Genomic DNA, 23,549 nt, shown 5'->3' with positions numbered 1-23,549 from the left:
AGCGCTAATCCGGCTGAACGATCTCGACATCGACGCTGATGCCGCGTCGTGGGTTTACGCCGGGATCATCCAGTTCGATGCCGAGAAGCCATGTGCCGCCGACGATGGCGGCACATAAGGCCACAACGACCAGGACGATCCGAACGTATTCCTTTGACGGCGGTCTGCGGGCCCAGCGGGCCAGACGAACCCACCAGATCGGCCCCATCATGTGAAGCGCACCTTGCCAATATAGGGCAGGTTACGGTTTCTCTGCGCATAGTCGATGCCGTAGCCAACGACAAATTCATCCGGGATTTCAAAGCCTGTATAGGTGGCTTTGAACTCAACTTCGCGACGCGATGGTTTGTCCAAAAGCGCAATAGATTGAAGCTTCTTCGGGTTGCGGGACATCAGATGCTGAGACACGTGATGCATGGTGAACCCGGTGTCGACGATGTCTTCGACGACAAGCACATCTCGTCCTTCTATTGCGCCGCGCAAGTCTTTGAGAATGCGAACTTCTCCGGATGATTTCATTTCGTTGCCGTAAGACGTGACTTCGATGAAATCGACTTCGATATCGAGGTCCAACTCCCGGACAAGATCCGCGATAAACACAAACGATCCGCGCAGGATACCAACGACAACCAGCTTATCCGTATCCGAAAACGCCTGACTGATCTGTTGGGCGAGGTCCTCAATCCGTGCGGCAATCGCCTTGGCCGAGATCATTTGATCGATGACATATGGACGCTGGGTCATCATTCTTCCCTTGATTTTCCGCGCTTCGTTACCGAAATCACGGCGCAGTTGCACGTAAAATGCGTGGCTTTTGCGAAGGTTCTATGCCGACCCATTCAGAAACGAAACGCCTGCCATACACGGCTGACCAGATGTACAATCTGGTTGCAGATGTGGCGTCCTATCCGAAATTCCTGCCTTGGTGCGCGGCGGCCCGCATTCGCAGCCGCAAACCAAACGCGTCAGGCGAGGTGATGGAGGCCGATCTTGTCGTGTCATTCAAAGTCTTTCGCGAAAGGTTTGGCAGCCGCGTCGAGTTGAACCCGTGCGACAAGAAGATTGATACGCGCTACATCGACGGGCCTTTCCGGTTCATGGAATCCACGTGGGCATTCGCGGACGCCGAAGGCGGTTGCGATGTGTCCTTTCATGTGGACTTCGAATTCAAGAATGCCGTTCTGCAAGGGCTCATTGGCATCGTCTTCAACGATGCCATGCAACGGATCGTGCGCGCTTTTGAGCGCCGTGCCGCCGAGCTTTACGGATGAGCGAACCCACAATCGCTCAGCGTCTTGCAGCCTTTGCGGCAGACGCCACAACGCCCCAAACCGACGCCCTGCGTTTGATCGAACTGTCCTGCATGGATTGGGCGTCCTGCGCCGTCGCTGGTAAAACAGAGCCGGTGGCGAAAGCACTGCGCGAAATGGCGACCAATGATGCCGGCACACCAGAGGCCGCCATGTTCGGCAGACGTCAAAGGGTGCCGGCCCGCGCAGCGGCGCTGGTGAACGGCACGACCGCGCATGCGCTTGATTATGATGACACCCACTTTGCGCATATCGGCCATCCCAGTGTGGTTGTGTGGTCCGCGGCGTTGGCGGTTGCACAGCGCGTGGGTGCAGATCGCGATGCGACGCGCCTTGCGGCGCTGATCGGGGCAGAGGCCTCGGTTCGGGTGGGCCAATGGCTGGGGCGTCGCCATTACGAAGCCGGGTTCCATCAGACGGCCACCGCCGGGGCCTTCGGCGCAGCGATCGCGGCATGCCGCCTGATGTCGGTTGGTCCGCAGGCGACAGAGCACGCCATAAACCTGTTGGCGACGCGCGCCTCTGGCCTGAAATCGCAATTTGGTACGATGGGCAAACCGTATAATGCGGGGCAGGCCGCTTCTGCCGGGGTCGAGGTTGCGACACTTGCCGCGCTTGGCATGACTGGCCCGGCGGATGGCTTGTCGGTGACACAGGGCTTTGGCCCCACACATGCAGGCGAAGACGATCAATCCGCTTTCGAAACACTGGGCCGCGAGTGGCGATTTGCGGATATTCGCTACAAATTTCATGCCTGTTGCCATGGCATTCATGCGGCGCTGGAGGCCGTTGGCGACTATGTCGGTCCGGCAACCATCCATGTGCACCCGCGATGGTCGAAAGTCTGCGCCATCCCGGAGCCAAAGTCGGGGCTGGAGGCGAAGTTTTCGCTCACTCACGCCATCGCCTTACGGATGGCCGGATATGATACGGCAGCACTCGAAACCTATAGCGACGACGCCTGCACGGATAAGGCCGCGCTAGAGCTCCGAGGTAAGCTGGCATTGAGCTTTGACGACTCGATTTCTGACACGGCTGCGCGGATCAAAACGCCAAAAGGGATGTTGCACCATGATCTGGCCGATCCAATTCCCCTGGATGTCATCAGCCAGCGGTTGGAAGAGAAATCGATCAGTTTGCTAGGACGGGATCACGCTGCGGCTTTAAAGGCCGCTTTGGCCTCGGACGATATGCCTGCGCAGATGGCCAACTGGATGGCTCAGACTGCCTGAGCGGCCTCAATCAACCGTTGCAAGGCGTGGTCACGTGACCGCTCGCGAACATTTGCCCGTCCAAGCGCGCCGAATTCCACGGTTTCGACCAGCACGCTATCAGAAGACAACGTGCAAAAGCAGACGCGCCCTTCCGGTTTGAATTCGCTACCGCCGGGGCCCGCTATTCCTGTGATCGCAACGGCGAGGTCTGATTGTGCGGCCCCCACCGCGCCACGCGCCATCTCTTGTGCGACCTCTTCAGACACGGCGCCATGCGCGTCGAGCGTTGCGGGGCTGACGCCCAGCATCTCGGTTTTGGCGATGTTCGAGTAGGTGACAAAGCCACGTTCAAAAATGGCCGACGATCCGGCAACGTCCGTGATTGCGGCGGCGACCATTCCCCCGGTACAGCTTTCAGCAGCTGTCACCGTCAGGCCTTTTTCTTGGCAGATGCGCAGGAGGTCTTCGGCCAGTGACATGGTCATCCCCACGGATTGCTGGCGACGGCAGCATAGATCATTGCCACATAGAGCAGCATCAGGACAATCGCAGCAAAGATACCGGCAAACACATCGTCCAACATGATGCCGGTTGCGCCATGTTTTCGGTCGGCCCAACCAATGATTGACGGTTTCCAGATGTCGAAGAGGCGAAACAGGAAGAAGCCAGCAACCAACAGCCCGAATTCGATGGGGAGCGGTCCTCGCGCCGTTTCCAGCAATAGCCCGACAGGCAGGATGGCAATCCACTGCCCAACCAACTCATCAATCACCACTTCGCTTGGGTCGGCATCGCCGCTTGTGTATTGGCTCACAGCCCAATGACCGAGCACATAGGCAACCAGTGCGCCGAGCGCCAAAACCAACGGGCCAAACTGAAACAGAATGCCAGCTCCGAGGAAAAGAGCCGCGAGCGATCCCCATGTACCGGATGCAGGCCGCAAAAGCCCGACGAACCCAACGGTGACAATCGCTTTGATCATATTGCCACCAGCGTGGCCGTCGCCAGCGCGGCAATGCCTTCGCCTCGACCGGTGAATCCCAGTTGCTCGGACGTCGTGGCTTTGACGCTGATGCGGTTCACGTCCATGCCCATGATGCGCGCCATCTCTTGGCGCATCGCCTCGGCATGCGGGCCGATCTTTGGGAATTCGCAGATCAGGGTGCAGTCCGCATTGGCGATGCGAAAACCGCGCGACTGGGCAAGGTTCACCGCGTGTTCGAGAAAGATGTGGCTTGCTGCACCTTTCCACTGCAGATCGCTTGGCGGAAAGTGCGTTCCGATATCGCCTGCTGCCAAAGCCCCATAAATTGCATCGGTCACCGCGTGCATTCCGACATCCGCATCCGAATGGCCCACCAGTCCCTTGTCGAATGGAACGGTCACACCACACAGGGTCACGGCATCGCCGGGTCCAAATTTGTGGACGTCAAATCCATTTCCCAGCCGTATGTCCATTCCCGTGGTCTCCAGAATGCGGGCCGCACGATCAAAGTCTTGCGGGTGAGTGATCTTTAGGTTGGCCTCGTCGCCCTCTACGATGACGACGTCAACCCCGGCAGCGCGCGCAACCTCGACATCGTCTGCTGCACCGCCTTGGATGTCCCGATGTGCTGCAAGGATGGTTTCAAGGTGAAACCCCTGTGGTGTCTGGGCGCGGAACAGGTCTGTTCTATCCACCGTGCTTGCAACTGTGCCTGTGCTTGGGTCCCCGCGCCAGAGAGCGTCGGTTACCGCGAGCGCGGGGGCGGCACCTGTTGCTTGGTCCAATGCAGCAATCACCCGGTCGATCAGGTCGTCTGATACTCCGGGTCGCGCGACATCGTGGATGAGAACCTTGGCGACAGCGGTGCCGTCCAACGCCTCTAACCCCGCGCGTACGGAGGCCGAACGGTCAGCGCCGCCGGGAACCGGCGTGAATGCGTAGTCGTTCCGCAACTCGTTAACCTGCTCCAGATCGTCAGGGTGGTGAACAAAGACGATTGGGCCGATTTGAGGGTGGCGCGCGAAGGCTCGCAGAGTATGCCAAGCGACAGTTTGCGTGCCGAGCGTTTGCCACTGTTTCGGAGCGGGGCCTCCAGCCCGTTGCCCGCGTCCGGCGGCTACAATGACGGCTCCGACCTTTGGCGTGGCGGATGCGTCTGATTTGGTCGGCTGGGACTTGGTATTCATGCGCCTTGGTTACGCGACTGCTGACACATGGGGCAATATGGAACTCTGCATGTTGTTTTCTGCCTAATTTTTGTGCAATGGTGGATTATTGTGCCAAAGTCACTCAAGTGGCGTTTGTCGCTGGAAAATGTGCCGGTTAGCGTCACCAAAAGCCCAAGGATTGAGCAAGTGTTCAACACAACGGCAGATCTGCCTGAAACAACGCCTTCGGGCGTTCCCGTGGTACTGGCACCCATGGCTGGTATCACCGATCTGCCGTTCAGAAGTGTTGTCGCCAGTTTCGGGGCTGATCTTGTGGTGTCTGAGATGGTGGCAAGCCAGGAAATGATTCAGTCCAAACCCGGAACGCGCGAACGCGCTGAAATCGGGGCCAATGTCGAAGGAACGGCGGTACAGATCGCAGGGCGTGACGCCACATGGATGGCGCGTGCCGCGCGCGAGGTCGAAGGGCAGGGCGCCAAGATCATCGACATCAACATGGGCTGTCCCGCCAAGAAGGTGACCAACGGGTATTCCGGCTCTGCCTTGATGAAGGATCTGGATCACGCATTGACCTTGATTGAGGCGGTTGTTTCGGCCGTGGATGTCCCAGTGACGTTGAAAACCCGGCTTGGCTGGGATGACGATTTGATGAACGCGCCAGAGCTTGCCAAACGGGCCGAGGATGCCGGCATTCACTGGATCACCATTCATGGGCGCACGCGGTGTCAGTTTTACAAAGGCACTGCGAATTGGGCGGCCATCCGTGCGGTGAAGGATGAAGTCCAAATTCCGGTCATTGCGAATGGCGACATTGTGGATGCTGGATCGGCTCAGTCCGCGCTAGATGCCTCGGGGGCGGATGCCGTGATGGTCGGACGCGGTGCTCAGGGCAAACCGTGGCGGTTGGCAGAAATTCGGGCGGCGCTGTCGGGGGCAGTCGCACCTGAGGTTCCGTCTGGGGCTGACCTCATCCGTTTGGTCAGTGATCACTACGAAGCGATGCTGTCGTTTTATGGCACTGACCTTGGCCTCCGCGTCGCACGAAAACATTTGGGCTGGTACATGGATCAGGTGGGGACTCTGCCAGACCTGCGCAAGCAAGTCCTGACGGCGCGAGAACCGGCTCAAGTGCTGCGCTTGCTGCAAGATGCGTTGATGCAGCCCGCCGAGGTGGCGGCATGACGAGCTATGATGATTTATGGTCATCCTTGCCAGTGCCCGCATTGATCGTGGCTCAGGACGACAGGATTGCGGATGTGAACGCCGCCGCCGAAGAGTTCTTGAACGTCTCGCGAAAATCTCTGTTGGAGTCTCCCGTATGGGATCGTCTCATGGTCGATGCGCCGATGGATGCAGCGCTAGAGCGCGCCCGCGCCGACGGCGTTCCTTTGTTCGTCAATGATGTTGATGTTGGCAGTGGCAGTCGCCCACCATTGCAGTGCAATATCCAGATTGCGCCGATGGGCCGACGCGGGCCAGAAATGTTGGTCCTTGTTCAGCCGCGCGAAATGGCAGGCCGCGTCACGCGCAATTCAAGCGCCAAGACAGCAGCCAAATCGGCGATAGGCATGGCTGAAATGCTGGCCCATGAAATCAAGAACCCTTTGGCGGGCATCACCGGCGCGGCCCAGTTGCTGTCGATGAACCTGTCGGCGGACGATCTTGAATTGACAGACTTGATCGTCGCCGAAACCCGCCGCGTCGTGAAGTTGCTTGAACAGGTTGAACAATTTGGCGACGTGTCGATGCCAAATCTTCAACCCGTCAACATTCATGATGTTCTAGACCGCGCCCGCAAATCTGCGGCTGTGGGCTTTGGCGCGCATATGACATTTATCGAGGATTATGACCCGTCTTTGCCGCCCACACTGGGGGATAGTGATCAACTGACACAAGTCTTGCTGAACCTTCTCAAGAACGCGTCCGAAGCATCAAAAGGCGCGCCGGGAACGATCCGCATCCGGACCTATTATGAACAATCGCTGCGTCTGCGACGTCAGGATGGAACGGGTCGGTCATTGCCGCTTCAGATTGAGATCATCGATGATGGTCCGGGGCTTCCCGATGATATCGCCAGCAACATCTTTGAGCCTTTCGTTTCGGGCCGGGAAAACGGCACCGGTTTGGGGCTCGCGCTTGTTTCCAAAATCATAACCGACCACGACGGCTGGATATCGGTGGAAAGCGTCCCGGGGCGGACCTCTTTCCGCCTGTCGCTGCCCGTTGCCACAGCATAAATGAGGTAATCTGCCATGGATGGCACCGTTCTTATTGCAGATGACGACCGAACTATTCGCACCGTGCTGACGCAGGCTTTGACCCGTGCAGGGTGCAAGGTTCATGCCACGTCGTCTCTCATGACACTGCTGAGATGGGTAGAAGAGGGCAAAGGCGATCTCGTGATTTCGGACGTGATCATGCCCGATGGAAATGGTCTGGACGCGCTGCCGCGGATTGGGACCTTGCGACCCGGTCTGCCAGTCATCGTCATTTCGGCGCAGAATACCATCGTGACGGCCATTCAGGCGACCGAGAAGGACGCCTATGATTACCTTCCGAAACCTTTTGACCTGCCTGACCTGATGAAACGGGCGTCGCGCGCGCTTGAGCAAAAGCGCAGGTCGACCGCGACACCCGGAGGGCAGGAAGAAGCATCCGATGACCTTCCATTGGTCGGGCGTACGCCGGCCATGCAAGCTCTGTATCGTCTGGTTGCGCGGGTGATGAATGCCGAATTGCCTGTCCTGATTACCGGTGAAAGCGGCACAGGCAAAAGCCTGATTGCCCGCGCCATCCACGACTTTTCTGACCGGCGCACGCTGCCATTTGTCGTGGTATCTGGTCAGGATCTTGTGGGGATGGACGGCCCCTCGACGCTTTTGGCCAAAGCGCGGGGCGGCTCTCTTTTGTTCGATGAAGTGGGCGATTTGCCGGACGAGGCACAAGGGCGGATCGTGCGGATGCTGGATGCCATGGCAGACGGCGCGCCGCGTATCATGGCCACCAGCCAGATCGACCTGATGCAAAAGATGGAAGCGGGCGAGTTTCGTCAGGACCTGTATTACCGCCTTGGCGGCGTGACGTTGAATGTGCCGTCGCTGCGCGAGCGGGTGGACGACATTCCGATCCTTGCGGAGCATTTCCTGCAACGCGCCGTGCGTGATGGCGCGCCTCAGCGTCGTTTGTCCTCAGAGGCGGTGGAGCTTGTCCGGAATTATTCATGGCCTGGCAATGTGCGGCAGTTGGAAAACGCAATTCGTCGGCTTGTGGTGACGGCAGCCGAAGAAGAGGTCACAAAAACCGAGGTCCAGGCAATCCTTGGCAATCAGCCGGCTCTGGACCCAGTCGTTGGCGTGCCAGAAGGCGAGAAGTTGTCAACGTCGGTTGCCAAGCATTTGCGCAGATATTTTGATCTGCACGGGTCAGTCCTGCCGCCGCCGGGCCTTTACCAGCGGATCTTGCGGGAAATTGAGTTGCCTCTGATTGAAATCGCGCTGGATGCCACCGGCGGGAACCAGGCGAAATGCGCGGATTTGCTTGGCATCAACCGCAATACCTTGCGTAAGAAGATCACTGATCTGGATATTCGCGTGACTCGCCGCCGCAAATTGATGTAAAGTTGCAACATAACGTGGCAGGTGGGTCGCAGATTCGATCCAAACCATCAAAAAGACCACGTCGGTAGCAGCACGGGCGCAAAAATCTGCGTCCGATTTACATCAGGTGATCGGTTTGCCCGCGACGCGGTTCAGCTTGGCATTATCACGGTTCTCGCGCTGGCGACGTCGGCGCAACGTGCAGATGTGGTCGACGGGTGTTCTTGTCGCGCTTGGACCCATTCTGGCAGTCCTGACCTTTGCGGCCTTGGGCCCGTTGGACCCCAGCTCTAGCGCGAGTTTCCTGCGCGTTATCATCCTCGCCGACTTGATCTATGTGCTCGTGATTGCCGCCTTGGTGATGCAGCGCATCGCACAGATGATCGCCGCGCGCCGTGCAAAATCAGCCGGATCGCGCCTGCATTTGCGGCTCACAGGTGTTTTCGCGCTTTTGGCGCTGATCCCCACGGTGATCGTCGCAGTGTTTGCGACCGTGACGCTGAATATGGGCTTGGAAGGGTGGTTTTCCGAGCGGGTTCGGAATGTCGTGGGCGCGTCTCTGTCGGCGGCAGAGGTCTATGAGGCCGATGAACGGCGTGACATGGTCAACGACACGCTGTTGATGGCCCGCTTCCTGAATTCGGAACGGGGATCAGGGCCATTTGCTTCGGATAGCATGTTTGATGGCGATCTGCGGCGCGTTTTGGCACAGGTCCAACCTCAGATTCAGCGCGGTATCAAAGAAGCATTCGTCCTAGACAGCGCAGGTGAAATTCGTGCGCGCGGCGCATCGAGCTATGAATTTGACTATATCCGTCCTTCACAGCTTCAGTTTGATGCTGCTGACGATACCGATGTGTTGGTCATCGAAGATTGGGACATTGATGAATTACGCGCGCTTGCACGGCTCTCAGCCTTCACGGACCGCTACCTTTATATCAGCCGGGAAGTCGACGGTGACCTTCTGAACCTTTTGGATGAGACGCAGGAAACCGCAAAGCTCTATGCTCAGCTTGAAAACGAGCGAGGGCGGCAGCTTTTTGAATTTGGTCTGCTCTATCTGGGGTTCGCTGTCATTCTGATCCTTGCAGCGACCTGGGCAGGGTTGTGGTTTGCCGAACGCTTGTCGCGTCCAATCGGGCGTTTGGCAGGTGCTGCCCAGCGGGTTGGTGCGGGTGACTTGACGGTGCGGGTGGCGGTCGAAAAAGGCGACGACGAAATTGCGATGCTAGGCCGGTACTTCAACCAGATGACCAAGCAATTGGGCGGGCAACGCGAGCGGTTGCTTGAGAACACGCAACAGATCGAACGGCGTCGCAGGCTTTTTGACTCGGTGTTGTCCTCGGTGACCTCAGGCGTTGTCGGAGTCGATGTTGATGGGAACCTGACCTTTATCAACCGGTCGGCAGAACGCCTGCTCGGCATTGATGCAGATGCCACGGGTATGCCGATCAGGCTGGCCATCCCGGAATTCGCCGATCTCTTTGACGCCTTGCTTGTTTCACGGCAGGGCGTCGAGCAGCAGGAAATCAAACTGTCTCGCTCTGGCGCGCATAAAATCCTCTTTGTGCGCATGGCCGTACGGGCCGGGTCAGAAGGGATCGACGAAGGTTATGTGGTTGCATTCGAAGATGTGACGGACCTTGTCAGCGCGCAACGCATGGCGGCTTGGGGTGACGTGGCGCGGCGCATTGCGCATGAGATCAAGAACCCACTGACGCCGATCCAGCTGTCGGCCGAGCGCATCAAACGCAAATTCGGGCCAAAACTGGGTGAAGACAGCGACAACCTTGATCAGATGACCGACGTGATTGTGCGTCAAACCAATGACTTGCGGCGCATTGTTGACGAGTTTTCGAAGTTTGCGCGCATGCCCGAACCGGTCCGCAAGGCCGAAGACATTTGTACGCTCCTGCGTGGCGCAATCCTGCTGCAGGAAAACGCAAACCCGCACATCACATACCGTGCGACATTGCCCGCTGCGCCTATCCATGCCGATGTCGATGCCACAATGATCACTCAGGCATTCACAAACTTGTTAAAAAACGGCGCTGAAGCCATTGAAACTCGTACGGAAAAGCTGGGCGAATTCGCGGCTGAAATTCGCGTGAGCCTCACGATGCAGGACGAGCTGTGTCACCTGACCATCGACGACAACGGCATTGGACTGCCCGAAGACCGCATGCGCCTCTTTGAGCCTTATGTGACCAGCCGCGACAAAGGCACCGGCCTTGGCCTTTCGATCGTCCTCAAGATCATCGAAGAGCATGACGGGACGCTCACCTTAGTCGACGCGCCGAACTTTGGTGACGACGATCACACCGGCGCGCGCGCCGATATCCATCTTCCGCTGACACAGTCAGCCTCCGCAATTCAACCAAACAACCAACAAGAAGCAGTGTGACCCATGACCGACATCCTGATTGTTGATGACGAAAAAGACATCCGTGAACTGATCTCAGATATTCTTCAGGACGAAGGGTTCGCGACACGGCTGGCCGCCAATTCAGACGAGGCGATGGGGCACATCAATACCGAGCAACCGGCGCTGATGATCCTCGATATCTGGCTCAAGGACAGTCAGATGGACGGGATTGATATCCTGAAATCGGTAAAGCGGGATTATCCCGATGTTCCAGTCGTCATCATCTCGGGTCACGGCAACATTGAAATTGCCGTCGCCGCGATCAAACAAGGCGCTTACGATTTCATCGAAAAGCCGTTCAACATAGATCAGTTGATGGTCGTGATCCGCCGAGCGATGGAGACCAGCCGCTTGCGCCGTGAAAACGTCGCGCTCAAGCGCAAAGATGGGCCGAGCGCAACGATGGTGGGAGAAGGGGCCGCGTTCCGGACACTGAAGTCCCAGTTGGAAAAGGTCACGAAGTCCAACGGGCGCGTCATGCTGACCGGGGCCCCCGGCGCCGGCAAGGAAATCGCGGCACGGCACATCCATGCCAATTCAAATCGCGTAGACGGCCCGTTTGTTTGCGTAAACTCGGCAGCCATCGAACCCGACCGTATGGAAGAGGTTCTGTTTGGCCGCGAAAGCGCCGAGCGGGGTGTTGAGCCGGGTCTGCTTGAGCAGGCAGATGGTGGCGTCGTCTTTTTTGACGAGGTCGCGGATATGCCGCTTGGGACCCAGTCGAAAATCCTGCGCGTATTGGTGGATCAGCAATTCCAGCGGGTGGGCGGTGCCGACAAGGTGCGCGTCGACATCAGGGTCATATCTTCAACGACCCGCGATCTGCGCGCGGAAATCGACGCAGGGACCTTCCGCCAGGAACTGTACCATCGCCTGAATGTGGTGCCGATCCATGTCCCATCGCTCGAAGATCGCCGCGAGGACATTCCGCTTTTGGCCCGCCACTTCATTGAGGAATTCAACAAGAACCAAGGCCTGCCATTGCGCGAGATCGGGACCGAGGCGGATGCATTGCTGCAAACGATGGTCTGGCCGGGCAATGTGCGCCAATTGAAGAACGTGATCGAGCGGGTTTTGATCCTTGGACCATCCTCCGGCGCGATCACGGCCAGAGATCTGCCCAACGCAGAGGAGTCTGTAGACGAAGGGCGGGTGGTTCTCTCTGGGTCGCTGGCGACATTGCCCTTGCGCGAAGCAAGGGAATTGTTCGAGCGCGAATACCTGCTGACGCAGATCAACCGGTTCTCGGGCAATATTTCCCGGACTGCTGCCTTTGTCGGGATGGAACGTTCGGCTTTGCACCGTAAATTGAAATCCTTGGGCGTTGTGACCTCGAACAAATCCGGCACGCGCGTCGCCCAACTCGAAAGCCAATCCGGCACCGAGAGCTGACGGTTAAGATTGACGGCGCACGGTCTTAGTGACACCACAGGGGACTGGAACCGCATAAGGTACGCGCGATGAAGGTGATCATTTGCGGCGCAGGACAAGTTGGCTGGCAAATCGCACGCCACCTGTCCGGGGAACGCAACGACGTGACGGTGGTGGATTACAATCCTGACCTTGTCCGCCGGGCGACGGACACGCTGGATGTGCAGGGCATCACAGGCCACGCAAGCTATCCCGACATTCTGAGCCGGGCTGGCGCCGAAGACGCCGACATGATCATTGCGGCCACTCATTCCGACGAGGTGAACATGGTCACCTGTCAGGTGGCGCATTCGGTGTTCGAAATCCCGCGCAAGATCGCGCGGTTGCGATCCAAAAGTTACCTCGATGCGATTTACGCTGATATTTATCGCCGGGACCACCTTCCGATTGATGTCGTGATCAGCCCCGAGCGCGAAGTTGCAGATGCCGCCTTGCGCCGTTTGAAGACACCGTCGGCCTTCGACTCTGAACAGTTCCTCGAAGGCGACGCACAGTTGATGGGCATCGCCATCGAAGATGGCTGTCCCGTGGTCAACACGCCTTTGCGTCAGCTGACAGATCTGTTTTCGACGCTGCGCGCCATCGTGGTCGGTGTTCGCCGCGATGGGCGTCTGTTTGCACCAGAACCCAATGATCAGCTGTTCGTTGGCGATCAGTGCTATTTCGTTGCCCATACCGAAGACGTGAACCGCACTCTCGAAATCTTTGGCAAGAGCACCAAGAAACAGGAGCGGTTGGTAATCATCGGGGCAGGGAATGTAGGTCTGTCCGTCGCGCGCGTTCTTGAGAAAAAGACGGATCGCATCCGCGCGAAAGTTATCGAAAAAGACCGGAACGCTGCCGAACTGGCGGCTGATACGCTGGAAAGGACGATCGTTTTGCATGGCGATGGCCTTGAAAACAGCCTGATGTCCGAAGCAGGGATAGAACGCGCGGATGCGCTTCTGGCCGTGACCGATGATGACAAGACCAACCTTTTGGCTGCAGTTCGCGCGAAACAGGCAGGCGCGGCCATGGCGATTTGTCTGATCAATGACCCCACAATGGTGCCATTGCTCGAACCCCTGAATATCGACGCCTACATCAACCCACGCGCCACGACAGTGTCCTCAATCCTGCGCCACATCCGTCATGGACGTGTGCGTGGGGTGTATTCGGTGGGCGATGCCGAAGCGGAGGTGATCGAGGCACAGGTCCTGTCAACCTCGCCGATTTCAGGACAGCGTATTCAGGATATCGATTTCCCGGAAGGCGTGCTTGTTGGGGCAATACGCCAAGGCAAAACCGTCATCAGCCCCAAAGGCACGACGCGCATCAACGAAGGCGATATCGTTGTGATTTTTGCCTTGGCCGCCGATGTACCCGAAGTGGAACGTTTGCTTCAGGTCTCGGTCGACTTCTTCTGATCGGTCACGGCAATGACGTCCAAGGCATCACCTCTTTTGCCCCGTTTGCCGTTCATGGCCTTGCTGTCTGGCACTGCGGGTCTTGTGATGCTGATCCCAACGGGCGTGGCCTTGAATGACCGCGACTATGGCAGCGCGCAGGCGTTCTTTTACTCGGCCTTGTTGACACTGATTGTTACGGCGATGGTGGCTATCGTCACCCGGGACAATCGGGCCGACGGTCGGCTACACAAAAAGCTTTTTTCGCTGTTGGGTGGGTTCCTTTTCCTTCCGCTTTTGTTGGCGGTGCCGTTCTATGAAAGCATCGGCAACACGACCTTTGTGAATGCGTATTTCGAGATGATGTCGGCGCTCACCACAACAGGGTCGACCGTCTATGATGCGGCGCGTCTGTCCCCAGCGGAGCATTTGTGGCGTGGGCTTGTGGCGTGGTTTGGCGGACTATTGATGTGGTCCGCGGCTTTGGCGGTGTTTTCACCACTGAGCCTTGGTGGCTACGAACTTGCCGCGCGCTCGACCGGCATGTCTGGGCCGGTCGGTACCGAGCCAGAAGCGCTGCAAACATCCGAGCGTTTGGTGCGCGCCATCGCGGATATGGCCCCGATCTATCTGTCGCTGACGGCTGTTTTGACCGTTTTTTTGCTGGTGGCAGGTGAAGTCCCTTTGACAGCCGTCATCCACAGCATGTCGACCATGGCCACCGCCGGGATTTCACCCGTGGGCGGGGTTGAAAACGGTGCGTCTGGCCGATTGGGTGAGCTTGCCATCCTGCTCTTTCTTATTTTCGCTGTGTCTCGGGTGACCTTTGCCAAAGGTGTGCTTCAGGGGGCATCCGATACGCTGCGCGGGGATCCAGAAATCAGGCTGGCCGCATCGATCAGTTTGGTGGTCGTCCTGGCCCTGTATTTGCGACAACTGTTCGGAGCTGTTCAATCCGGTGCAGAGGTTGCGTGGTTTGACGCCCTTGTCAGCATTTGGGGAACGCTCTTTACTGTGGTGTCATTTCTGACGACCACGGGATTTGTGTCGGCCGACTGGATTGGCGCACAAGCTTGGTCCCAGCTAGAGGCTCCGGGGCTGCTCTTGATGGCGTTGGCCATGATCGGGGGCGGGGTGGCGACCACGGCCGGGGGCATCAAGCTTTTGCGGGTCTATGCGCTGATCAAACACGGACAGCGCGAAATCGGTCGATTAATCCATCCGTCTTCGGTGGGCGGTGCCGGGCGCTATTCGCGGCAATTGCGCAAGGAAGGTGCATTCATCGCGTGGGTCGTTCTGATGCTGTTTCTGATTTCACTGAGCGCCATTATGCTTGTGTTGTCAGCCATGGGGGTCGGTTTTGAACCTGCCATGATTCTGACCGTCGCGACGCTGACCAATACCGGCCCGTTGGTCGAATATGCTGCATCCGCAACCGTGACCTATGCGGCCTTGCCGTCTTTCGCGAAACTCGTTCTTTGCCTTGCCATGGCGGTCGGACGTATTGAAACCCTTGCCCTTATTGCGCTTTTCAATCCGCAATTCTGGCGCTCTTGATGCCGCATGTGCAAATTAAGGGCGGTACGGCGTTGAATTTCGGGTGGAATCCGTCAGAAATCCTAGCCATAGTGACTCGAAATAAGCGGGCGTCCCCATCCGGTGGGCGCAACGGATAAATTTGCAGGTACGAAGGACCGGGACCAATGGCCTCTGATAAACAGAATTTGCAGGACGCATTTCTCAATCATGTCCGCAAGACCAAGGTGCCGGTCACGATCTTTTTGATCAACGGCGTCAAGCTGCAGGGCGTGATCACTTGGTTTGACAATTTCTGCGTATTGCTGCGCCGCGATGGTCAATCGCAGCTTGTTTACAAGCACGCGATCTCGACGATCATGCCCGCGCAACCCATCTCACTGTATGACGGGGAAGAATGAGCCCCGATAAGGGGTCTTCATGACGGAACCGACATCAACCGAGATCAAGCCAACCCGCGCATGGGTGCTGCATCCGGATATCAAGACTGACACTCAGCGCCGTACCCCCGAGCATGCGCTGGCTGAAGCTGTGTCTCTGGCCGTCGCCTTGCCGGGGATGGAAGTCTTGGGCGACGATGTCGTGCGGCTGCCCAAAGCGCATCCGGGCATGCTTTTTGGATCGGGCAAGATCGAAGAGCTCGGCGCAATGTTCAAGGCGCAAGAGATTGAGTTGGTCTTTATCGACGGCCCGGTGACCCCGGTTCAGCAACGTAACCTTGAAAAGGCGTGGAAGGTCAAACTTCTTGATCGAACCGGCCTGATCCTTGAGATTTTCTCGGACCGGGCGCGGACGCGCGAGGGTGTGCTGCAGGTTGAAATGGCGGCACTCAGCTATCAGCGGACGCGGCTCGTGCGGGCATGGACCCACCTTGAACGGCAGCGCGGTGGTCTGGGATTTGTGGGCGGTCCGGGCGAAACCCAGATCGAGGCTGACCGCCGCGCCATCGACGACGCAATCAATCGCATTCGGCGGCAGCTGTCCAAGGTCGTGAAAACCCGGAGCCTACACCGCGCGGCGCGGGCGAAGGTGCCATATCCTGTGGTCGCTCTGGTGGGGTACACGAACGCCGGAAAATCCACGCTCTTCAACCGTCTGACTGGGGCCAAGGTGATGGCAAAAGACATGCTCTTTGCCACGCTAGATCCAACCATGCGCGCAGTGCAGTTGCCGGACGGGACCGATGTTATCCTGTCAGACACTGTAGGCTTCATCTCGGACTTGCCAACAGAGCTTGTGGCCGCGTTCCGAGCGACCCTTGAAGAGGTCACAGGCGCTGACCTGATCCTGCATGTTCGCGACATCAGCCACCCGGAGACGGATGAACAGGCGCAGGATGTCCATGACATTCTGGGGGGGCTTGGCATCGCCGAGGATACCCCGATGCTTGAGGTCTGGAACAAGGTCGATCTCGTTCAAGGCGACGCGCGCGATGCGCTGCAGACCCGCGCCGACCGCGATGACATGATCTTCACGACATCGGCTTTGACCGGCGATGGCATGGCGGACCTGCTCGCAGCTGTCTCCTCGCGGATCACACCAGCCAAAACGCTCGAAACCATTCATCTGGATTATTCAGACGGAAAACGTCGGGCGTGGCTTTACGATCAGGGTGTTGTCACGGACGAAGCCCAGTCTGAGACCGGCGTCGACCTGACGGTTGAATGGTCTGCGATCCAAGCTGCGCGTTTTGCCCAGATGGGGTGATCGCGGCGGTTCTAGTGCAGCTTTCCCGAAGCGCCTATTCCGGAACCAGCGTTGTCACACCGATGGCCGCTGCTCTGGCAAGCTCTGGGTTCAGCGACATCGGCACATATTCCCCGCGCCGCCAAAGCTCCCCCATGTCATCGTAGTGGCGTGAGAGCGGATGTCCCGACTGACCGGTTGAAATGACAAACACCGAGCTGTCTGGGTCGGCAAAATCATAAACTCCGCGATAGCCAGCAGCATGAACGTTGACGAAAGGATTGCGTCCGGTCCCGCGGGTTTTCGCGCGCAGTAACGTGTTGTCACCACCACTGGTCGATTGCCTGATATTGACGAACCATCTTAACACAGGAAGTTCGCCGAGGACTTCGTGATCATGCATGGCCTGATGGGCATCGCCCCACCGCAGTGATCCTATTTCGGCGGCGCCAAACACGTCCTGAACCCAGATCAGCGCATCATCAAGCGCCAGACGGGCCATGTCGGCGCAGGTTTCGGCAACAGCCGATTGCACGACATCGCACCAGGCCGCAGCACCGTTGATGTCGCGGAACGCCCGTTCGATAAAGAGTGGCTCGACATGGGTGAATTCATCGGCCAGGGGGCCAAGGTCATCCCGGATCATCCGGTCCTGCAACGCGCGCATCCACGCGGCATAAAGCAGGGGTTCAGGCAAATGTTCGTTCATCTCGCCGTTCCATTCCGCCAAAAGCGACAAGGCCTCTTGTCTGCGGGCCAGTGGCGTGCCCGGAACCGCGGCTTCGCCAGTGAACCAAAGCTCTGCGCCGACCAAAGGCAACAGGTTACGTGCTGTCGGGCTGACGGTATCTAGCTGGGCTTCGATAAAGCTTTCACGCGTATGAATGGCCCGACTTTGCATCAGGCGCTGCCAGCGTTGGACGCGCTGCGTGTCGCCGTAGACAAAGCTGACGTGATCCGGAAAGGGCCGATCCACGATCTTGTTGTTGGTATTTCCCAGAATGCCACCTTCTGGGGCCCTGACCTCGGGGTTCGAGGAATAGGGTTGGCGACCTTGCCATCGGTTTGCACGCACCCACCCAAGGCTGGGAATGCGACCCTGCGATTGGTGGGCTGCGTCGCGCGCTGGAATGGCTCCGATGGTTTTGAGTGCGACCGAAGTAGTGTCCGCGACGGTCAGATTTTGGGCTGGTGAAATATAGCCTTCTCCAGCGGCGATAACCTCATCGATCGTGGTGGCGTGATTGATTGCAATGGCGGATGAGATGCTCGTGTCGCGGGGGCTGAGTACTGTCCAACTGACAGAAGCGACATGTCCCGGCGGCGTGACTGTGGCCAGATCAAACTGCCGTCCGCTCAGGACAGGGCCGTTTTCAGTCCAGCGCAGCGTTAGGGTAAGGGGATCTGAGTCCTTGATCTGAATAATGCTTTGCCGCGTCCGAAAGTCGGCCCATCCGTCGGGGGTTCGATATTGCTCCGGATTGTCCGGATTGACCTCTTCGATAAATACGTCCTGATCATCCACATAGGCGCTGGTGACGCCCCAACCCAGTTGCGCGGAGCGCCCAGACAAAACGACTGGCAGGCCCGGGATGGTGCCGCCGATAATACCGCCATGCGAAAGCTCAAGCCGCGCCAGATACCAGATCGACGGCGCTGTCAGACCCAAGTGCGGGTCGCTGGCCAAAAGGGTTCCGCCAGACGCAGAGCGTGCGGTGCTGGCCGCCCATGCATTCGAGGCACTGGCCAGTTCACGAGATCGGAACGGCGACAGCCATCCCAATTCGGCGCGTTGTCCTTGGATATGTGGCAGAACACCGGGGACAATCGACGCATAATCGGGCAGGGCTGCGACACCTGCGCCAGGCGCTGCCGGCATGAGATCCTGCAGCCGGTCATTTTCCAGAACCAGTGAGGTACGTGCGCGTAGGACTTCATTTTCCAAATGCGCGGCCAGTTGCAGGGCCATGATCTTTTGGATCGCAATAGAGTCGGCGGGCTGCCATGGCGCGATGGAGGGCTCAAACAGGAAGAATTCCGGCGCACCGCGCCCCAAAGCCCCGCGATTGATTTCAGCAAGACGCGCGTTGACGCCAGCCGAATAGGCGTTGAGGGCTGCCATGGCCTCCGGCGTTTGGGCAGAGACAGATTGCGTCGCCAGCGTATAGATATCGAGCCGGCGCAGAACTTCGTCGATTTCGACGGTTGCGGCACCAAACAGTTCCGACAGTTTGCCCTGCGCAGTGCGGCGCAACATGGTCATCTGCCACAAACGATCCTGCGCATGGGCATAGCCCAGGCCAAAATAGCTGTCCTCATCGGTTTCGCCGAAGATATGCGGAACATTGGCCGTGTCGCGCAGGATTTCGACCGGAGCGGTGAGCCCTTCAACCGCGACGGTGCGATCATAGTCGGGCAGGGACCGCGACACGACAAAGTAGACAAAACCTATCACGATCAAGGCAAGGACCAGCGCAGCGGTCGTCAAGCGCACAAGCCAAGGAAAAACACGGTTCATAGGCGCACGGTCATCCCCTTAGACGCGCCGGTTGACCATGGCCCCAACGCGGTTACCTTCCCGGCAGGTAAACCACACCGCAGCGGGCGTGAAAACCCGCAGGCCGCAACGGCAAAGACACTGAGAAAGACGAGGGATAACCATGGCAAAGGTCGCATTTCTGGGGTTGGGGGTCATGGGCTATCCCATGGCGGGGCATCTGGTGCAGGCCGGCCATGAGGTCACGGTCTATAACCGAACGACCGCCAAGGCGGAAAAATGGGCTGCAGAGCATGGTGGTCATGTCGGCAAGACGCCCGCCGAGGCCGCCGAAGGTCAGGATTTTGTGATGGCCTGCGTGGGCAATGACGACGATCTGCGAGAGGTTTGCACCGGTGATGCCGGGGCAATTGCCGCGATGTCCGCGGGAAGCGTCTTTGTCGATCACACAACGGTCAGTGCAGCCGTGACGCGCGAGATGTATGCAGCTGCCGATGCCGCTCAGGTCAGCTTTGTCGATGCGCCCGTGTCTGGCGGACAAGCGGGTGCTGAAAACGGGCAGCTTGGCATCATGTGCGGCGGTGATGAGGGTGCGTATGCCCGTGCCGAGCCGATCATGGAGGCCTATGCCAAGAAATGCGTAAGACTTGGGGAAAGCGGCGCAGGACAACTGACCAAGATGGTCAACCAGATCTGCATTGCGGGTTTGGTGCAGGGATTGTCAGAGGGGCTTCACTTTGCCGAGAAAGCCGGGCTCGACATACGTGAGGTGGTCAGCGTGATCAGCCAAGGCGCTGCCGGGTCGTGGCAGATGTCAAACCGCTATGAAACCATGGCCGATGGTGAGTTTGATCACGGGTTCGCCGTTGATTGGATGCGCAAGGATTTGGGCATCTGCCTTCAGACTGCGAACGAAAATGGCGCGTCCTTGCCGGTAACGGCCATCGTGGACCAGTTCTACAAGGACGTGCAGAAGATGGGCGGCGGACGTTGGGACACGTCGAGCCTTGTTGCGCGGCTGCGCAATTTGGGTTGACCCAAATCAAAGCGACGGTTGCCAAGACGTGCATCATGGCGGGGATAGCAAGGGAGACCCGCCATGATCGACATGACCGCCGCAAAGACGCGTATCCAGACCCGCATTGCGCAACTGGACACTCGGCTTCACGTGATCGAGCACGAGCTTGATACCCCGAAATCGAAGGATTGGGAGGATCAGGCCGTTGAGCGCGAAGGCGATGAGGTCATTGAACAGTTGGGTCTTCAGGGTGAAACCGAAATCCGCCTGCTTCAGCAAGCTTTGAAGCGGATCGATGACGGCTCTTACGGGGTATGCGAGAAATGCGGTGAGGAAATCCTTCCCGAACGTCTGGACGCAGTGCCCTATGCCGCCTTGTGCCGGACATGCGCCGGTGCCGGACCGCATTGACGTCTCCTCGTCCGGGCCCGCCCGCCTCGCTCTTCGCCAGCTTGGGCTGGCTGTGACCTAAAGGGGGGCGCCGCCCATGGCGGCGACGAGAGGCTCTGCCTCTCGTGCTCTCCGGAGTATTTCCGAAACATAGAAGGATTGGCTGCGGCACCGTATGGCTGCCGCCACGCCAGGGTTTTTGACGTCTATCTTTCAGGGATCAGGCCACGCGGCGCGAAGCGGAGCACCAAGAGGAGAACCAGACCCATCGTGATCAGCCGCATATGCGCCGCGCCGTCGAGCAGGTGATCCTTGAGAGCGGAACCGTCTGCCAAGGGAGCGGTGATCGCGGCGAGTAGATAGGCGGACGCTGGTTCGACCTGAATCCACAGGAACCAGATCAGAAAGCCACCGAGGACGGCGCCGAAGTTGTTGCCAGATCCGCCAACGATCACCATCACCCAGATCAGGAAGGTAAAGCGCAGCGGCTGATAGGCCGCGGGCGTCAGCTGACTGTCGAGCGTTGTCATCATCGCCCCGGCCATGCCGCAGATTGCGGAGCCCAGGATGAAGATTTGAAGGTGTCGTGCGGTAACGTCCTTACCCATTGCTTCTGCAGCGACCTCATTGTCGCGGATCGCACGCATCATGCGGCCCCACGGCGAAGCCAGCGCCAGTTGAGCGAGGATCAGGACGATGGCCAACACGATGGTGAAGAGGACCGAGTATTGGAGTTTGACGTAAATTGTTGAGCCCAGGACGGGATCGAGTCCAAAGCCTGCTGCGCGTTCCACGAAAGCTGGGTCGGCTTGAAGGTCAACTTCGTAGGACGTCGGGCGCGGGACGCCGACCACGTTTTTCACGCCGCGGGAGAGCCAGTCCTCGTTCTTGAGGACGGCGATGATGATCTCGGCGATGCCGAGTGTCGCGATGGCGAGGTAGTCAGACCGCAGACCGAGAGCGGTTTTGCCGATGACCCAGGCAGCACCTGCCGCGAGCATGCCGCCCACGGGCCAGGCGATGACCATCCAGATGCCATCGATGCCGAGGCCGCCCAGATAGCCCGTACCTGCCGGGTTCACCGCTTCAATTGCATCGCGGGCAGGATCAAAGAGCGCGCGATAGCAGAGGAAACCGATGATCAGCAGAGCGATCAGCGCCACCGTCCGCGTACGACCCGGGGCCATGCGGCAATAGACCATGACCGCGCCGATGATTGTGGCAACGCCGACGACCATGGCGATTAACATGCGGCCACCACCGGCCGCGATGGCTTCGGTCGTTGGTGGCATTCCGATGAGAACAGCGGCCAAACCGCCCAAGGCGACAAAGCCCATGACACCAATATTGAACAGGCCCGCAAAGCCCCATTGCAGGTTTACCCCCAACGCCATGATCGCGCTGATAAGGCCGAAATTCACGATGACCAGCGCCGCGTTTGCGCCTTGGACAAACCCTGTACCGACGATCAGACAGGCGACAAGGCCGAAGAGGCCAACGTTTTTGACAGTCTCATTCATAGCGCTTTCCCCTTCATCAGACCGGTGGGTTTGAAGAGCAGGATCACGATCAGGATTGCGAAACTAACGGCGAATTTGTAGTCCGTGGTCAAAAGCTGGACGAGACCGTCTGGCTCAAGACTTTCCGGCATGAGATAGCCCAGCACCTTTTTCAGCGGATAGGTGATGGTGATTTCGGCAAAGGCGATGACAAAGCCACCGACGATGGCCCCGATTGGGCTACCGAGACCGCCGACAATCGCGCTGGCGAAGATGGGCAGGAGCAATTGGAAGTACGTGAACGGCTTGAACGATTTGTCGAGCCCGTAGAGGACACCTGCGGTCGTGGCGAGCGCGGCCACGATGAGCCATGTATAGACGACCACGCGTTCGGGGTTGATCCCAGACAGAAGCGCGAGGTCCTCGTTATCTGAGTATGCGCGCATGGATTTGCCGGTGCGGGTTTTGTTCAGGAACCAGAACAACAAGGCCACAGCAATGATTGCGGTCACAACGGTGATCACTTGCGACGTGCGCAGCGCCAGACCTTCCGCCAAGCCAGTCATTTCCTTGAAATCGCGGGCGCGCATGATGAAGCGTTCGCCATCGGCAAAGCGTTGGTCATCAGGCCCGATGATCAGGCGCACGATGCCGTTCATGATGAACATCACGCCCATCGAGACGATCACGAGGATCACCGGCTCTGCCTTTTGCTTGCGGTAAAAGCGATAGACGGTCCGGTCGGTGAACAGCACCAGAAGCGCGCAACCCAAAATGCCAAAGGGCAGGGCGAGGAGCGCAGTCGGCAAGGGACCAAAGCTGACACCCATCCCTTGCAGGCCCCATGTCACGAGGATGGTGACCATCGCGCCGAATGCCATGGTGTCACCATGGGCAAAGTTCGAAAACCGCAAGATTCCGTAGATCAGTGTGACCCCAAGCGCGCCAAGCGCAAGCTGGCTGCCATAGGCAATGCCCGGGACGATGACAAAGTTCAAAAGAACGATGATTGCGTTCAGGAAATCCATCAGGGGACCTCACATGTGCCGGTATAGGTGATCGAAAACCCATCGCTGTTGAAATGGGCGGAATAGCGCGCCGCCCCGTCTGGCGCGACGCTGAGGAACACGGCCTGTCCGCGCGACTGCCCGGCCATAACATGACCGTCTTCAAATGTGATGGGACGGAAAACGCTGATGGTTTCAGCATCGGTAATAATCGAGAGTGGCTCACCCTGATCGGTTGCCGTGCCCGCGATGCGAAGTTCAAAGCCGAAATCGGTGTCGGCGCAGGCTTCCCCCTCAAAGCATTCCTGCGTGAAGGTGCAGTTGCCATAAGGCTGTGCGGCGACGCTGATCGGTGCAACAGCCAAGATCGCGACGATTGATCTAAACAGGCTCTTCATGGA

General features: G+C 58.4%; 22 protein-coding genes. 13 read left to right on the top strand and 9 right to left on the bottom strand.

Annotated features, from left to right (window positions below):
* Positions 1–4: 4 nt before the first annotated feature.
* Both FE702_RS04085 and hpt read right to left on the bottom strand, forming a co-directional pair.
* Complete coding sequence (locus tag FE702_RS04085) at positions 5–211, bottom strand: DUF945 domain-containing protein (RefSeq protein WP_147124999.1); 207 nt, start codon at positions 209–211, stop codon at positions 5–7.
* Complete coding sequence (gene hpt / locus FE702_RS04080; protein WP_147124998.1) at positions 208–744, bottom strand: hypoxanthine phosphoribosyltransferase; 537 nt, start codon at positions 742–744, stop codon at positions 208–210. The genes FE702_RS04085 and hpt overlap by 4 nt, the downstream gene beginning before the upstream one ends.
* A gap of 83 nt (positions 745–827) precedes the next feature.
* Between hpt and FE702_RS04075 the strand changes: the two genes are divergently transcribed.
* Positions 828–1,271, top strand: a complete 444-nt coding sequence (locus FE702_RS04075; RefSeq protein ID WP_147124997.1) for a type II toxin-antitoxin system RatA family toxin — start codon at positions 828–830, stop codon at positions 1,269–1,271.
* Entirely contained in the window at positions 1,268–2,542 is a 1,275-nt protein-coding gene (locus FE702_RS04070) for an MmgE/PrpD family protein (RefSeq protein ID WP_147124996.1), read from the top strand. Before FE702_RS04075 ends, FE702_RS04070 begins: the two co-directional genes overlap by 4 nt.
* Here FE702_RS04070 and FE702_RS04065 read toward each other — a convergent pair.
* From FE702_RS04065 to FE702_RS04055, 3 genes are read right to left on the bottom strand one after another with little or no spacing between them, the layout of a single operon-like run.
* Entirely contained in the window at positions 2,530–3,009 is a 480-nt protein-coding gene (locus FE702_RS04065) for a CinA family protein (RefSeq protein WP_430303141.1), read from the bottom strand. The genes FE702_RS04070 and FE702_RS04065 overlap by 13 nt on opposite strands.
* A complete protein-coding gene (locus FE702_RS04060) occupies positions 3,006–3,506 on the bottom strand; it encodes a phosphatidylglycerophosphatase A family protein (protein WP_147124995.1) in 501 nt (166 codons plus the stop codon). Before FE702_RS04060 ends, FE702_RS04065 begins: the two co-directional genes overlap by 4 nt.
* Positions 3,503–4,696: a bifunctional 2-C-methyl-D-erythritol 4-phosphate cytidylyltransferase/2-C-methyl-D-erythritol 2,4-cyclodiphosphate synthase gene (locus FE702_RS04055; protein WP_147124994.1), complete on the bottom strand. Its 1,194-nt coding sequence runs from the start codon at positions 4,694–4,696 to the stop codon at positions 3,503–3,505. The genes FE702_RS04060 and FE702_RS04055 overlap by 4 nt, the downstream gene beginning before the upstream one ends.
* A gap of 189 nt (positions 4,697–4,885) precedes the next feature.
* Here FE702_RS04055 and dusB point away from each other — a divergent pair, with 189 nt between their 5' ends.
* From dusB to hflX, 9 genes are all read left to right on the top strand, one after another.
* Complete coding sequence (dusB, locus tag FE702_RS04050; RefSeq protein WP_255449651.1) at positions 4,886–5,860, top strand: tRNA dihydrouridine synthase DusB; 975 nt, start codon at positions 4,886–4,888, stop codon at positions 5,858–5,860.
* Complete coding sequence (locus tag FE702_RS04045; protein ID WP_147124992.1) at positions 5,857–6,915, top strand: two-component system sensor histidine kinase NtrB; 1,059 nt, start codon at positions 5,857–5,859, stop codon at positions 6,913–6,915. The genes dusB and FE702_RS04045 overlap by 4 nt, the downstream gene beginning before the upstream one ends.
* A gap of 15 nt (positions 6,916–6,930) precedes the next feature.
* Positions 6,931–8,295 (top strand): response regulator, encoded by a 1,365-nt coding sequence (locus tag FE702_RS04040; RefSeq protein WP_147124991.1) that lies wholly within the window; start codon positions 6,931–6,933, stop codon positions 8,293–8,295.
* 184 nt (positions 8,296–8,479) lie between these two features.
* Complete coding sequence (locus tag FE702_RS04035) at positions 8,480–10,678, top strand: sensor histidine kinase NtrY-like (RefSeq protein WP_147126117.1); 2,199 nt, start codon at positions 8,480–8,482, stop codon at positions 10,676–10,678.
* A gap of 3 nt (positions 10,679–10,681) precedes the next feature.
* On the top strand, positions 10,682–12,091 hold the full coding sequence (ntrX, locus tag FE702_RS04030; protein ID WP_147124990.1) for a nitrogen assimilation response regulator NtrX: 1,410 nt from the start codon (positions 10,682–10,684) through the stop codon (positions 12,089–12,091).
* A gap of 44 nt (positions 12,092–12,135) precedes the next feature.
* A complete protein-coding gene (trkA, locus tag FE702_RS04025; protein WP_255449650.1) occupies positions 12,136–13,536 on the top strand; it encodes a Trk system potassium transporter TrkA in 1,401 nt (466 codons plus the stop codon).
* Positions 13,537–13,590: 54 nt separating this feature from the next.
* On the top strand, positions 13,591–15,072 hold the full coding sequence (locus FE702_RS04020) for a TrkH family potassium uptake protein (RefSeq protein ID WP_186826976.1): 1,482 nt from the start codon (positions 13,591–13,593) through the stop codon (positions 15,070–15,072).
* 146 nt (positions 15,073–15,218) lie between these two features.
* Positions 15,219–15,452, top strand: a complete 234-nt coding sequence (hfq, locus tag FE702_RS04015; RefSeq protein ID WP_147124987.1) for an RNA chaperone Hfq — start codon at positions 15,219–15,221, stop codon at positions 15,450–15,452.
* Between the two features lie 19 nt (positions 15,453–15,471).
* On the top strand, positions 15,472–16,758 hold the full coding sequence (gene hflX, locus FE702_RS04010; protein ID WP_147124986.1) for a GTPase HflX: 1,287 nt from the start codon (positions 15,472–15,474) through the stop codon (positions 16,756–16,758).
* Positions 16,759–16,792: 34 nt separating this feature from the next.
* Here the strand turns inward: hflX and FE702_RS04005 are convergent, their stop codons facing one another.
* Positions 16,793–19,255, bottom strand: a complete 2,463-nt coding sequence (locus FE702_RS04005; RefSeq protein ID WP_147124985.1) for a penicillin acylase family protein — start codon at positions 19,253–19,255, stop codon at positions 16,793–16,795.
* A gap of 142 nt (positions 19,256–19,397) precedes the next feature.
* Here FE702_RS04005 and FE702_RS04000 point away from each other — a divergent pair, with 142 nt between their 5' ends.
* Positions 19,398–20,270 carry an NAD(P)-dependent oxidoreductase gene (locus FE702_RS04000; protein WP_147124984.1) on the top strand — a complete coding sequence of 291 codons (873 nt, stop codon included), beginning with the start codon at positions 19,398–19,400 and terminating at the stop codon, positions 20,268–20,270.
* Positions 20,271–20,333: 63 nt separating this feature from the next.
* Positions 20,334–20,663: a TraR/DksA family transcriptional regulator gene (locus FE702_RS03995; RefSeq protein ID WP_147124983.1), complete on the top strand. Its 330-nt coding sequence runs from the start codon at positions 20,334–20,336 to the stop codon at positions 20,661–20,663.
* Between the two features lie 185 nt (positions 20,664–20,848).
* On the opposite strand, the gene FE702_RS03990 is transcribed toward FE702_RS03995, so the two are convergent.
* From FE702_RS03990 to FE702_RS03980, 3 genes are read right to left on the bottom strand one after another with little or no spacing between them, the layout of a single operon-like run.
* Complete coding sequence (locus FE702_RS03990; protein WP_147124982.1) at positions 20,849–22,162, bottom strand: branched-chain amino acid ABC transporter permease; 1,314 nt, start codon at positions 22,160–22,162, stop codon at positions 20,849–20,851.
* A complete protein-coding gene (locus FE702_RS03985) occupies positions 22,159–23,169 on the bottom strand; it encodes a branched-chain amino acid ABC transporter permease (protein WP_147124981.1) in 1,011 nt (336 codons plus the stop codon). Before FE702_RS03985 ends, FE702_RS03990 begins: the two co-directional genes overlap by 4 nt.
* Positions 23,169–23,546, bottom strand: a complete 378-nt coding sequence (locus FE702_RS03980; RefSeq protein ID WP_147124980.1) for a hypothetical protein — start codon at positions 23,544–23,546, stop codon at positions 23,169–23,171. The genes FE702_RS03985 and FE702_RS03980 overlap by 1 nt, the downstream gene beginning before the upstream one ends.
* Between the last annotated feature and the right edge of the window lie 3 nt (positions 23,547–23,549).

The sequence above is a fragment of the Shimia ponticola genome, from assembly GCF_007995215.1.
Taxonomy (GTDB): domain Bacteria; phylum Pseudomonadota; class Alphaproteobacteria; order Rhodobacterales; family Rhodobacteraceae; genus Shimia_B; species Shimia_B ponticola.
Note: the sequence above shows the minus strand (reverse complement) of the source record. Positions and strands in the feature narration are given on the sequence as shown.

Bases quoted from the DNA above. Each gene is read 5' to 3' on its own strand.
- FE702_RS03995 (WP_147124983.1), top strand. From the start codon at position 20,334: ATGATCGACATGACCGCCGCAAAGACGCGTATCCAGACCCGCATTGCG.
- FE702_RS03990 (WP_147124982.1), bottom strand. From the start codon at position 22,162: ATGAATGAGACTGTCAAAAACGTTGGCCTCTTCGGCCTTGTCGCCTGT.
- FE702_RS04005 (WP_147124985.1), bottom strand. From the start codon at position 19,255: ATGAACCGTGTTTTTCCTTGGCTTGTGCGCTTGACGACCGCTGCGCTG.
- FE702_RS04035 (WP_147126117.1), top strand. From the start codon at position 8,480: ATGTGGTCGACGGGTGTTCTTGTCGCGCTTGGACCCATTCTGGCAGTC.
- ntrX (WP_147124990.1), top strand. From the start codon at position 10,682: ATGACCGACATCCTGATTGTTGATGACGAAAAAGACATCCGTGAACTG.
- FE702_RS04075 (WP_147124997.1), top strand. From the start codon at position 828: ATGCCGACCCATTCAGAAACGAAACGCCTGCCATACACGGCTGACCAG.
- FE702_RS03985 (WP_147124981.1), bottom strand. From the start codon at position 23,169: ATGGATTTCCTGAACGCAATCATCGTTCTTTTGAACTTTGTCATCGTC.
- FE702_RS04060 (WP_147124995.1), bottom strand. From the start codon at position 3,506: ATGATCAAAGCGATTGTCACCGTTGGGTTCGTCGGGCTTTTGCGGCCT.
- hfq (WP_147124987.1), top strand. From the start codon at position 15,219: ATGGCCTCTGATAAACAGAATTTGCAGGACGCATTTCTCAATCATGTC.
- FE702_RS04000 (WP_147124984.1), top strand. From the start codon at position 19,398: ATGGCAAAGGTCGCATTTCTGGGGTTGGGGGTCATGGGCTATCCCATG.
- FE702_RS04065 (WP_430303141.1), bottom strand. From the start codon at position 3,009: ATGACCATGTCACTGGCCGAAGACCTCCTGCGCATCTGCCAAGAAAAA.
- FE702_RS04020 (WP_186826976.1), top strand. From the start codon at position 13,591: ATGGCCTTGCTGTCTGGCACTGCGGGTCTTGTGATGCTGATCCCAACG.
- FE702_RS04085 (WP_147124999.1), bottom strand. From the start codon at position 211: ATGATGGGGCCGATCTGGTGGGTTCGTCTGGCCCGCTGGGCCCGCAGA.
- hpt (WP_147124998.1), bottom strand. From the start codon at position 744: ATGACCCAGCGTCCATATGTCATCGATCAAATGATCTCGGCCAAGGCG.
- FE702_RS04045 (WP_147124992.1), top strand. From the start codon at position 5,857: ATGACGAGCTATGATGATTTATGGTCATCCTTGCCAGTGCCCGCATTG.
- FE702_RS04055 (WP_147124994.1), bottom strand. From the start codon at position 4,696: ATGAATACCAAGTCCCAGCCGACCAAATCAGACGCATCCGCCACGCCA.
- hflX (WP_147124986.1), top strand. From the start codon at position 15,472: ATGACGGAACCGACATCAACCGAGATCAAGCCAACCCGCGCATGGGTG.
- FE702_RS04040 (WP_147124991.1), top strand. From the start codon at position 6,931: ATGGATGGCACCGTTCTTATTGCAGATGACGACCGAACTATTCGCACC.
- FE702_RS03980 (WP_147124980.1), bottom strand. From the start codon at position 23,546: ATGAAGAGCCTGTTTAGATCAATCGTCGCGATCTTGGCTGTTGCACCG.
- FE702_RS04070 (WP_147124996.1), top strand. From the start codon at position 1,268: ATGAGCGAACCCACAATCGCTCAGCGTCTTGCAGCCTTTGCGGCAGAC.